Here is an 11,068-nt window from a genome sequence, read left to right on the forward strand (position 1 = left end):
ACGTGGCGTACTTTTGCCGCCTGCGACAGGTGCTTGCCTGCCGCAGGCAACACTTATCAACGCAGGTTGATAATGGTCTGGGTCACCGCACTTTCGGTTTCAATGGTCTTGGCGTTGGCCTGGTAGTTGCGCTGCGCCACGATCAGGTTAACCAGCTGATCCGACAGCTCAACGTTAGAGTCCTCCAGCGCACCGGACTGCAGAGCTCCCAGCGTGCCGCTACGCGGCGTACCGACCACCGGCTCACCCGAGGCAAAGGATTGCACCCAGGCTGTTTTGCCCACCGGTGTTAGCCCCTGCACGTTGGCGAAGCTGGCCAGAATCACCTGCCCCTGAATGTTCGACTGGCCGTTGGTGTAGCGAGCAAAGATCACCCCTGTGTCATCGATTTCCAGCCCGGCCAACTGGCCGGTGGTGTAACCGTCCTGACTGACACTGTTAACCGCGAAGGAGCTGGCGAACTGGGTGGAACTGCGCAGATCGACCAGAATGCCGTCAGGATCGGCATTAGCACCATTTGCCGACCAAACTGGTGGTACAGAATTATCCGGAGCTGCCGGTATCCAACCATCAACAGTGAAACGCCCCGTGGCTGGATCAACAGCAAAGTCCGGCACCGTGTCACCGTCATAGTCACCAGAAACCAGACTGGCAGTATCCAATTGGCCACTGGCAGTAAAACCTACAGCCATTGAATACGGCACAGTTGAAGTGGGATCAGCCGGATTACGACCATCTATCAACACATTCATCTGCCACTCATTTGAAGCATTCTTAACAAAGTACTGACTCAACACATGAGCATTGCCTTGAGTGTCATACACATTCGTTGAGGTCGAAGAGTTGTAGGTTGTTGGGTCTGCAGGGTCAAAGGTGGCATTGGCTGCTGCACGCGCGGTCGCGATCTCCGCCGCCGTCGGGTTTAACGGGTCCACCGCTCCTGCAATTGACGCATCGTAAGCGCCCTGCCAAACCACAGGCACTAGATTGGTTGAGTTCAGATTAAAAGTTTGCGTCAGCTCACCCGTTGCGCGGGGAGCCTGGCTCGCCGTCTCAATCTGCAGGTCGCTGATCACGCCATTTTGCAGGTTGTTGTTGGCATCTACCGCATAGCCCTGCAGCTTGTAACCGAAGTTGTTGACCAGAAAGCCGTCGCGATCAGTGCCGAAGTAACCGGCACGGGTGTAACTTACTTCTCCATTGTTACTGGTCTGAAAGAAGCCATTGCCGTTGATCGCCAGATCCAGAGCATTCTGCGTATAGTTGATATTGCCCTGGTTGAACAGCTGCGACACATCACCGAGCAGCACACCACTGCCCTGCGGATTGGCGCCGGAGCCCAACACGGATGCCGCATACACATCGGCAAACTCGGCGCGAGACTGCTTGAAACCAGCCGTACCGGCGTTGGCGATGTTGTTGCCGGTCACATTGAGGTCACTGGTCGCCGCACGTAGACCGCTAAGACCGATATTGAAACCCATGGAAGACTCCTTTGCCGGACAGCCGGCGGCTAAAACCTGTTAGTTACTGACCGATAACCTGGACTTGCGACATTGGCACGCTGCCAAGCCCCGCCAGGTTCAACATCAACTCTTTGCCGCCCAAGGTGACGCTGTCGACGTTGGCCGGCAGCATGGTGTAAAGCCCCTTGGTGCCATCGGCGTAGGTGGCCTGGGCTTCGAACTTGTAAGTGCCGGGCGGCAACAGATTGCCGCTGGCATCCTTGCCATCCCAGATAAAGCTGACATTGCCGGCCGCCTGTTCGCCCAGATTGACTCGACCCACCGCAGAACCTGCCTTGTCATAGATGTTGACGTAGACGTTGCTGCTGCTGGCTGGGAGTACCAGGCTGGCCTTGAAGCTTTCGCTGGTATCGACCACTGCCTTGTCGCTCGGGATAATCACCTTGCGGCCCACCAGCGAGGACGCCTGCAGCGCCTGAGAGGACTGATAGCCGGTGAGCAGCGAGCCCATGCTGGTATTCAACTTCTCGATCCCCTCAACCTGGCTGAACTGCGCTAGCTGGGCGATAAACTCGCCATTACCTTGCGGCTCCAGCGGGTTCTGGTTATTCAACTGGGCCACCAGCAAGTTGAGAAACTCGTTCTTGCCCAGGTCCTTGTTCGTCTTGGTCTCGTTCTTGATCTGGTATTGATCCAGTGCCGAACCACTGACATCGCCAACAGTACTCATAAGTCTGCGCTCCTTATCCGACGGCTTACTGACCCAGGGTCAATACGCGCTGCATCATCTGCTTGGCGGTGTTCATCATTTCAACGTTGGTCTGGAAGGCCCGACTGGCGGAAATCATGTCGGCCATTTCCTCCACCACGTTGACGTTGGGGTAATACACATAGCCGCCGGCATCGGCCGCTGGATGGTTCGGTTCATAGCGCGGCATCAGGCTGCCCTGATCCTCGACCACACCCAGCACCTGCACGCCGACACCGGCTTCATCCTGCTCGGCAAACAGTGAACCGCGATCACCGTTCTGCGCCGACTGGAACATGGTGGCGAACACCGGATGCCGTGCGCGGTAGGTCTGATCGATGCTCGAAGAGACCGTCTCGGCGTTGGCGATGTTGCTGGAAATGGTGTTCAGGCGAGTGCTCTGGGCGCTCATCCCGGTTCCGGCGATGTTGAAAACACTGGCTAGTGACATGGCTTCAGGCTCCTATTAATCGCCGCGCAGGGCGCTGACCAGCCCTTTGAATTTGCTGTTGAGCAGGGTAAAGCTAGCCTGGAACTGCACCGAGTTTTCCGCGTAATTGGACTGCTCGATCTGCAGGTCGACGGTGTTCTGATCAATCGAAGGGTGGAACGGCGTGCGATACGCCAGGTTGGCATCACCAACCATCACGCCATCGGCAGGAATATGCTGACTATCAGTACGATTCAGGCTGACCGGGCCACGCTGGCTCTTGGCACTTTGCTCAGCCAGCACGCTGGCGAACTGCAGATCACGCGCCTTGTAGTGCGGCGTGTCGGCATTGGCGATGTTGTTGGCCAACACCTCGGCGCGCTGAGCGCGAAAGCCCAGTGCCTGTTCATGTATGCCGAGTGCCCGATCGAAACTGATGCTCATGGTCAGAAACCTTTGTCGGTTGCCGTTGCTGTTTTCCGTGCAAGACCATAAGCAATGCTTGTGCCATATTATTTTTTACTTATTTATCAATAACTTGATCTATAAACGCATCGATAAAAGTGGCAAAGCGGCAAGCGCTTTCCGCCTGTAGGCAAGCAAGCGGCAAGCGGGTATTGCCTATTGCCGCTCGCCTGGCACCGTGCGGTCAGGCTCGGCCAAAACTGCGTTGCCAGCGATTGCTCAGTCCGAGCTACGACCTCGCCACCAGTCGCCAGACTGCTGTAATTCACCGCCTGTCAGGTAATCCGCAATCAACCACACGCAGTTTTGACAAGCATTCTCATTAACATTAGTATCCGTCGCATTAACCACTGCCCTGCCACGAGCCTTAATCATGTACGTGTGTCTCTGCGAAGGTGTTACTGACGGTCAGATCCGCGAAGCCATCTACGAAGGCTGCTGCAGCTACCGTGATGTGCGCGCCACCCTCGGCGTCGCCAGCCAATGCGGCAAATGCGCCTGCCTGGCCAAGCAAGTGGTACGGGAAACATTGAGCGACGTGCAGAACAGCCAAGCCGCCATGGCCTATCCAGCGAACTTTGTTGCTGCCTGAATCTAGCGATATAAAAAAACCGGACCTAGTGTCCGGTTTTTTTATGGTCGACCATCCATGGCGGCCACCCTGCAGGCCGCCGCTACGCGACGTTAAAAATCTCTCCCGGGCATTTTTTATGCCTGAAATTCAATACCTTAGCGCCAAAGCGCAGAACTTAAGCATTCGTATTCATATTAATTTTAACTTTAAATTCAAATACTTAGGTTTGACAGTCGAAAACCATCGGCCCAGAATTTAACGCTAACTCCCCTGCAAGGCAGACGCAGACATGAAAGGCGACAAGAAGGTCATCCAGCATCTGAACAAGATCCTCGGTAACGAGCTGGTCGCGATCAACCAGTACTTCCTGCACGCACGCATGTATGAGGACTGGGGCCTGAAGAAGCTCGGTGAGCACGAGTACCATGAGTCCATCGACGAAATGAAGCATGCGGACAAGCTGATCAAGCGCATCCTTTTCCTCGAAGGCCTGCCAAACCTGCAAGACCTCGGCAAGATCCTGATCGGTGAAAACACCAAGGAAATGCTCGAGTGCGACCTGAAGATCGAACACAAGGCGCATATCGACCTGAAAGCGGCGATTGCCTACTGCGAAAGCATCGGTGACTACGCCAGCCGCGAACTGCTTGAAGAAATCCTCTGCTCGGAAGAAGACCATATCGACTGGCTGGAAACCCAGCTCAGCCTGCTCGAGGCCGTAGGTCTGCAGAATTACCTGCAGTCGCAAATGGAAGAGTAAGGGCGAACCCCTCACGCCATAAACAACAAACCCCGCACTTGGCGGGGTTTGTTGTTTCTGTGCAGCCGATTAAGCGCTGGCTTTCTGCACGGCGTCCTTGATCAGGGTCTGCAACTCACCCTTGTCGAACATTTCCGCCATGATGTCGCTACCGCCGACCAGTTCACCGCCGACCCACAGCTGCGGGAAGGTCGGCCAGTTGGCGTACTTCGGCAGGTTGGCGCGGATTTCCGGGTTTTGCAGGATGTCGACGTAGGCGAATTTTTCGCCACAGGCCATCACAACCTGCGCAGCTTTGGAGGAAAAGCCGCACTGTGGCGCGTTCGGCGAGCCTTTCATGTACAGCAGAACGGTGTTGTTGCCGATCTGTTCTTTGATAGTTTCGATGATATCCATTGGGCACCTCAGGACTTAACTTCCCGACTCACGGGTCGGCACGGTGGCGGCATTGTAACGAAAAGCCGAGCGTGATGCTCGGCCTTCCCTGCCACTTTACTTATGCCGAATATCGCCTGATCAGGCCGCCTCAACCTGCACCGGCACACCGTTCAGCGCAGCATTGCCGGACAATACGTCGAGTTGCCGCTCATCGGTCAGGTCATTGGCGCTGGCGCCGGGCTGTTCGCTGGCGATGCTCATCTGCACACCGGGCCGCGCATGGCCCCAGCCGTGCGGCAGGCTGACCACGCCGGCCATCATGTCTTCACTGGCGGCCACTTCCACCTCGATGACCCCGACCCGCGAACGCACGCGCACCAATTGGCCATCGGTTAGCCCTCGTTGGCTCAGATCCGCCGGGTGCATCAACAACTGATGGCGCGGCTTGCCTTTAACCAGGCGGTGGTAGTTGTGCATCCAGGAGTTATTGCTGCGCACATGGCGTCGACCGATCAGCAGCAGCTCATCCGCCTTGGCCGTCGGCTGTTCAGCAAAGCGCTGCAGGTCGGCCATGATCACCGCCGGCGCCGCCTGAACTTTCTTGTTGGCAGTTTTCAGGCGACCCGCCAGGTTGGGCTTGAGCGCGCCCAGGTCGAGACCATGCGGGTGTTCACGCAGCGCAGCCAACGACAGCTTATGTTCCGACTTGTCGCCGTAAGTACCAAAGCGCAGACCCATATCGATCATCTGCTCAGGTGCCATGGTCGGTTTGAGTTCTACACCCGTCTTGGCGGCAAAGGCCTTGGCCAGACCGACGAAGATTTCCCAGTCATGCAGCGCGCCGGCAGGCTTGGCCAACACCGCCTCATTGAAGCGGGTGACATTACGCACCGCGAAGACATTAAAGGTGGTGTCGTAGTGATCGTGTTCCAGCGGCCCGGTCGGCGGCAGGATCAGGTCGGCATAGCGGGTGGTTTCGTTGATGTAGAAGTCGATGCTGAGCATAAACTCCAGGCCATCCAGCGCCTGCTCCAGCTGCCGGCCATTGGGCGTGGACAGCACCGGATTGCCCGCCACCGTAACCAGGGCGCGCACCTGCCCTTCGCCCTCGCTGAGCATTTCCTCGGCTAGGGCCGACACCGGCAATTCGCCGCCGTATTCCGGCAAGCCGGATACGCGGCTCTGCCAGCGATTGAAATGTCCACCGGAAGTCGAGGCCACCAGGTCCACGGCCGGCTCGGTGCAGAGCACGCCGCCCACTCGATCGAGGTTGCCGCTGACCAGGTTGATCAGCTGCACCAGCCACTGACACAGCGTGCCGAAGGCCTGGGTGGAGACGCCCATACGCCCGTAGCAGACCGCCGATTCGGCAGCGGCAAAGTCGCGCGCCAACTGGCGAATCGTTTGCGCCGTCACGCCGCAGCGGGCGCTCATGGTTTCGGCAGTAAAGCCGGCAATCGCCTGACGCACTTCATCCAGCCCATCTATCGCCAGGTGGCTGGCGCGGCCGAGGTTTTCCTCAAACAGGGTATTGAGCAGACCGAACAGCAGCGCAGCATCCTGGCCAGGTCGGACGAATAGATGCTGGTCGGCAATCGCCGCCGTTTCACTGCGGCGCGGGTCGACTACCACCAGCTTACCGCCGCGTTTCTGAATGGCCTTCAGACGCTTTTCCACATCTGGCACGGTCATGATGCTGCCGTTGGAAGCCAGCGGGTTGCCGCCCAGGATCAGCATAAAGTCGGTGTGGTCGATGTCCGGAATCGGAATCAGCAGGCCATGGCCGTACATCAGGTGGCTAGTCAGGTGATGCGGCAGCTGGTCAACCGAGGTAGCCGAATAACGGTTGCGGGTTTTCAGCTGGCCAAGGAAGTAGTTGCTGTGGGTCATCAGGCCGTAGTTATGCACGCTCGGGTTGCCCTGATACACCGCCACAGCGTTCTGCCCATGCCGTGTCTGGATCGTGCTCAGGCGCTCGGCCACCAGCTCGAAGGCTTCATCCCAGTCGATGGCCTGCCACTCATTGCCGACACGGCGCATGGGCTGACGTAGGCGGTCAGGGTCGCTCTGGATATCCTGCAGGGCCACTGCCTTGGGGCAGATATGGCCACGGCTAAAGCTGTCCTGGGCATCGCCCTTGATCGAGCGGATCTGCGTGGAACCGTCGTCCTGCACTTCGGTTTCAATGGTCAGGCCACAGATGGCTTCGCAGAGATGGCATGCACGGTGGTGGAGGGTCTTGGTCATGGCCTTGCCTCTTGTTTTAAGAACCTCACGAGGTTCTAAATCGATACGCTGAATATCGTAAAAACATGACTATGGCGGCTGGTGCTGACCTGCGCCAGCAGGGTTCGCTACGTGAATTGCGCGGCATCAGGTCAGCCGATATACGGCTCAGCGTGCGCCGACCTGCCCAGCCCCGTTCGCCGCGTCAATGCAGGCAATTTGCGCCTGATCGGCGTTTGCTTATAAGATCGCGACTTCCCCGTTTCGTCGCATAGTGCGGCCCCCCAGCCGCAGGTTCTGCCGTTTCTTCTATTTAATTAGGCCATTGAACCTGCGCCCAGCTGTCAAAAGGTAGTTAACGATGAGCGCAAGACACTTTCTCTCGCTGATGGATTGCACACCGGACGAACTGGTGAGCCTGATCCGCCGCGGCATGGAGCTGAAGGACTTGCGTAACCGCGGCGTGTTGTTCGAGCCGCTGAAAAACCGCGTGCTGGGCATGATCTTCGAAAAGGCCTCGACCCGCACCCGCCTGTCGTTCGAAGCCGGCATGATCCAGCTCGGCGGCCAGGCCATCTTCCTCTCGCCGCGCGATACCCAGCTGGGCCGTGGCGAGCCGATTGGCGACGCTGCCATCGTTATGTCGCGCATGCTTGATGCGGTAATGATCCGCACCTTCGCCCACAGCACCCTGACCGAATTCGCCGCCAACTCGCGGGTGGCGGTGATCAACGGCCTGTCCGATGACCTGCACCCCTGCCAGCTGCTGGCCGATATGCAGACCTATCAGGAGCACCGCGGCAGCATCAAAGGCAAAACCGTGGCCTGGGTCGGCGACGGCAACAATATGTGTAACTCCTATATAGAAGCGGCCATCCAGTTCGACTTCCAGCTGCGCGTCGCTTGCCCCGAGGGCTATGAGCCGAACGCCAAATTCCTCGCTGCGGCCGGCGAGCGTGTGCAGATTCTGCGCGACCCGCTTGCCGCCGTTGCCGGCGCGCACCTGGTGAGCACCGATGTGTGGGCTTCCATGGGCCAGGAAGACGAAGCCGCCGAACGCTTGAAGCTGTTCCAGCCCTATCAGGTCAACCGGGCGCTGCTCGATGCCGCCGCAGAAGATGTGCTGTTCCTGCACTGCCTGCCGGCTCACCGTGGTGAGGAAATCAGCGAAGATCTGCTCGACGACCCACGCGCGGCAGCCTGGGATCAAGCGGAAAACCGCCTGCATGTGCAGAAAGCGCTGCTCGAATTTCTGGTTGAGCCGGCGTACCACCACGCATGAGCCAACCTCTGCTGAACCTGCGCGAGCTGAGCTGCGGCTACCCCGGACACAAGGTGGTGCAACAGCTCAACCTGCACCTGAACGCCGGTGATATCGGCTGCCTGCTCGGCCCTTCGGGCTGCGGCAAGACCACCACACTGCGCGCGATTGCCGGCTTCGAACCGGTGCTGGAAGGCGAAATTCAACTGGCCGATCAGGTTATCTCCAAGGCTGGCTTTACCCTGGCCCCGGAGAAACGTCGGATCGGCATGGTGTTCCAGGATTACGCGCTGTTCCCACACCTGAGCGTGGCCGAGAACATTGGCTTCGGTATCCGTAAGCAAGCCAACTGCGAACGGGTTACCCAGGAGCTGATGGAGCTGGTCAAACTCGGCCACCTTGGCAAACGCTACCCGCACGAACTGTCCGGCGGCCAACAGCAACGTGTGGCCCTGGCCCGTGCGCTGGCCCCGGAACCGCAACTGCTGCTGCTTGATGAGCCGTTTTCCAACCTGGATGGCGAGCTGCGCCGGCGCTTGAGCCATGAAGTACGCGACATTCTCAAGGCGCGCGGCACCAGCGCGATTCTGGTGACCCATGACCAGGAAGAAGCCTTTGCCGTCAGCGACCATGTCGGCGTGTTCAAGGAAGGCAAGCTGGAGCAGTGGGACACCCCGTTCAACCTGTACCACGAGCCGCTGACGCCCTTTGTCGCCAGCTTTATCGGCCAGGGCTACTTTATTCGTGGCCAGCTGCTCAGCCCGGACTCGGTGCAGACCGAACTGGGCCTGATTCGCGGCAACCGTGCCTACACCTGGCCAACCGGCAGCGCGGTGGACGTGCTGCTGCGCCCGGACGACATCGTTTATGACCCGGACAGCACGCAAAAAGCGCTGATCGTCGGCAAGACCTTCCTCGGCGCCGCCACTCTATACCGCCTGCAACTGCCCACCGGCAGCCAGCTGGAATCAATCTTCCCCAGCCACGCCGACCACCTGCCCGGCCAGCAGGTCGGCATTCGCGTTGCCGCCGACCATCTGGTGGTATTCCCCGCTCCGGGCAGCATTGCCGCCCAGGTCAATCTGGGGGAGTCGGGGGTACGCCGCTACAGCAGCGACAGCTAAAACCTGTTCACAATCTGCTGCGCGTCGGCCCTGCTGCGTTAAAAACAAGCTCGGAATGCTCATTTACAGCTCGTAAACTCCGCTTCCTCGCCTGCTTGACCAGCCGAAGGCTGTTACTAACGTAGCGCCTTGCATGGCTCTAGCTCGCTAGATCGTGAACAGGTTTAAGCGGCTACGGCAAAAATAGCCGGCCACTGGCAATCAACAGCGCCTGGCCGGCGATCTTTAACCGCTCACCAGCCAACTCGCAGTGCAACTCGCCGCCACGCGCCGAACACTGGTAGGCGCTCAGCTGAGACTTGCCCAGGCGCTGCGCCCAGTAAGGCGTAAGCATGCAGTGGGTAGAGCCAGTAACCGGGTCTTCATCGATGCCGATGGCCGGGGCGAAGTAGCGCGAGATGAAATCATGCCGCTCGCCGGCGGCACTGATCAGCAAGCCCAGCCCCGGCAACTTGGCCACTGCTGCCAGGTCCGGCTGGCAAGCACGCACCGCAGCCTCGTTTGGCAGAATCGCCAGCAGCTCCTGAATACCCTGCCCCTCATGCAGCGCCAGCACGCTTTCTACCGGCTGGCCCAACGCCTGTTCGACCTCTGCGCGCAGCTCACAGGGCTGCGCCCGGCGCACGGGGAAATCCAGCACCAGTTTGTTGCCTGCGCGGCTGACACTCAGTGCACCGGACAGGCAGGTAAAATCGATCACCTCACCCGGCTCGCCATACACCTCGAACAGCACATGGGCACTGGCCAGGGTGGCATGGCCGCACAGCGGCACTTCGGCTGCAGGGGTAAACCAGCGGATATGCCAGGCCGCACCTTCCTTCACTACAAAGGCGGTTTCCGCCAGATTGTGCTCGGCGGCAATCTGCTGCATCAGGCCATCTTCAAGCCAGCTGTCCAGGCGATAAACCATCGCCGGATTACCGGTAAATGGCTGCGTGGCAAAGGCATCAACCTGGTGAAATTCAAGCTGCATGGGGCGACGCTCCTTATCTGTGATGGCGTAGAGCATGCCGCAGCACGGCAACTTGCGCCTACTACAGCGGCCGACGATTGCGCCAGTACAGCTGCACCGTCTGAATGCGCGCCGGGCAGCGACGGTGCACAGGTTAATCGCCAAAGGTTCTTAAAAATTCACTAATTCTTCACAAATCAGCAGCTTATAAATCCTGGCACGCCGCCTGCTATGACCCACCCCGGTCAGCACAACGGCGTGTCTGCCACTCAACCGACAACGACGTCATAGCACCCCTCTCCTTTCGAGACATGGGCGCTGTGACGTTTTTTTTTGCGTTTTTTGGCTTACAGGAAGACCGCTATGCGCATGATGAAACTGTCCCTGCTGTCGCTGGCCATTGCCGGCACCACCTTCAGCCACGCCGCCTTTGCCGAGGAGTCCTTCAGCAACCTGTTCAGCGAGGCCAAGCCGATCCTCGACGCGCGCTACCGCTATGAGCATGTCGATCAGGACAACGCCCTCAAGCACGCCAACGCGCAAACCCTGCGCACCCGCGTCGGCGTGCAGAGCGGCAAGTGGTACGGCCTGTCGGCGCTGATCGAGGCCGACAACGTCAGCCGCATCGGCAATGCCAGCTACAACGAAACCCGCAACGGCCAGAGCGAGTACTCGGTGGTCGCC

At 58.9% G+C, this 11,068-nt stretch carries 11 protein-coding genes and 1 pseudogene; 5 read left to right on the forward strand and 7 right to left on the reverse strand.

The genetic code is table 11. The features are described 5' to 3' along the window. Positions 1-56 precede the first annotated feature (56 nt). The 4 genes from ACQ4LH_RS15170 to flgB are packed head-to-tail and all read right to left on the reverse strand — an operon-like array spanning position 57 to position 3,088. Positions 57-1,484: a flagellar hook protein FlgE gene (locus ACQ4LH_RS15170; protein ID WP_430697909.1), complete on the reverse strand. Its 1,428-nt coding sequence runs from the start codon at positions 1,482-1,484 to the stop codon at positions 57-59. 43 nt (positions 1,485-1,527) lie between these two features. Then, positions 1,528-2,196, reverse strand: a complete 669-nt coding sequence (flgD, locus tag ACQ4LH_RS15175) for a flagellar hook assembly protein FlgD (RefSeq protein ID WP_430697910.1) — start codon at positions 2,194-2,196, stop codon at positions 1,528-1,530. Between the two features lie 25 nt (positions 2,197-2,221). Further along, complete coding sequence (flgC, locus tag ACQ4LH_RS15180) at positions 2,222-2,665, reverse strand: flagellar basal body rod protein FlgC (protein ID WP_430697911.1); 444 nt, start codon at positions 2,663-2,665, stop codon at positions 2,222-2,224. Between the two features lie 15 nt (positions 2,666-2,680). After that, positions 2,681-3,088, reverse strand: coding sequence for a flagellar basal body rod protein FlgB (gene flgB, locus ACQ4LH_RS15185; RefSeq protein ID WP_430697912.1), 408 nt, complete (start codon positions 3,086-3,088; stop codon positions 2,681-2,683). Positions 3,089-3,482: 394 nt separating this feature from the next. Here flgB and ACQ4LH_RS15190 point away from each other — a divergent pair, with 394 nt between their 5' ends. Both ACQ4LH_RS15190 and bfr read left to right on the forward strand, forming a co-directional pair. Continuing rightward, a complete protein-coding gene (locus ACQ4LH_RS15190; protein ID WP_430697913.1) occupies positions 3,483-3,701 on the forward strand; it encodes a bacterioferritin-associated ferredoxin in 219 nt (72 codons plus the stop codon). 271 nt (positions 3,702-3,972) lie between these two features. Beyond that, positions 3,973-4,443, forward strand: a complete 471-nt coding sequence (gene bfr, locus ACQ4LH_RS15195; protein ID WP_424482863.1) for a bacterioferritin — start codon at positions 3,973-3,975, stop codon at positions 4,441-4,443. A 69-nt stretch (positions 4,444-4,512) separates the two neighbouring features. On the opposite strand, the gene grxD is transcribed toward bfr, so the two are convergent. Then, positions 4,513-4,839, reverse strand: coding sequence for a Grx4 family monothiol glutaredoxin (grxD, locus tag ACQ4LH_RS15200; RefSeq protein ID WP_430697914.1), 327 nt, complete (start codon positions 4,837-4,839; stop codon positions 4,513-4,515). 120 nt (positions 4,840-4,959) lie between these two features. Further along, positions 4,960-7,068, reverse strand: a complete 2,109-nt coding sequence (locus tag ACQ4LH_RS15205; RefSeq protein WP_430697915.1) for a molybdopterin oxidoreductase family protein — start codon at positions 7,066-7,068, stop codon at positions 4,960-4,962. Between the two features lie 340 nt (positions 7,069-7,408). Between ACQ4LH_RS15205 and argF the strand changes: the two genes are divergently transcribed. Continuing rightward, a complete protein-coding gene (gene argF, locus ACQ4LH_RS15210) occupies positions 7,409-8,329 on the forward strand; it encodes an ornithine carbamoyltransferase (protein WP_430697916.1) in 921 nt (306 codons plus the stop codon). After that, complete coding sequence (locus ACQ4LH_RS15215; RefSeq protein WP_430697917.1) at positions 8,326-9,432, forward strand: ABC transporter ATP-binding protein; 1,107 nt, start codon at positions 8,326-8,328, stop codon at positions 9,430-9,432. Before argF ends, ACQ4LH_RS15215 begins: the two co-directional genes overlap by 4 nt. A gap of 172 nt (positions 9,433-9,604) precedes the next feature. Here the strand turns inward: ACQ4LH_RS15215 and ACQ4LH_RS15220 are convergent, their stop codons facing one another. Further along, positions 9,605-10,405, reverse strand: a complete 801-nt coding sequence (locus tag ACQ4LH_RS15220; protein ID WP_430697918.1) for a PhzF family phenazine biosynthesis protein — start codon at positions 10,403-10,405, stop codon at positions 9,605-9,607. Positions 10,406-10,747: 342 nt separating this feature from the next. Between ACQ4LH_RS15220 and ACQ4LH_RS15225 the strand changes: the two are divergent. Further along, positions 10,748-11,068: pseudogene (locus tag ACQ4LH_RS15225) on the forward strand (alginate export family protein); the annotation flags it as partial.

Source organism: Pseudomonas peli (genome assembly GCF_050563605.1).
Classification (GTDB): Bacteria; Pseudomonadota; Gammaproteobacteria; order Pseudomonadales; family Pseudomonadaceae; genus Aquipseudomonas; species Aquipseudomonas peli_A.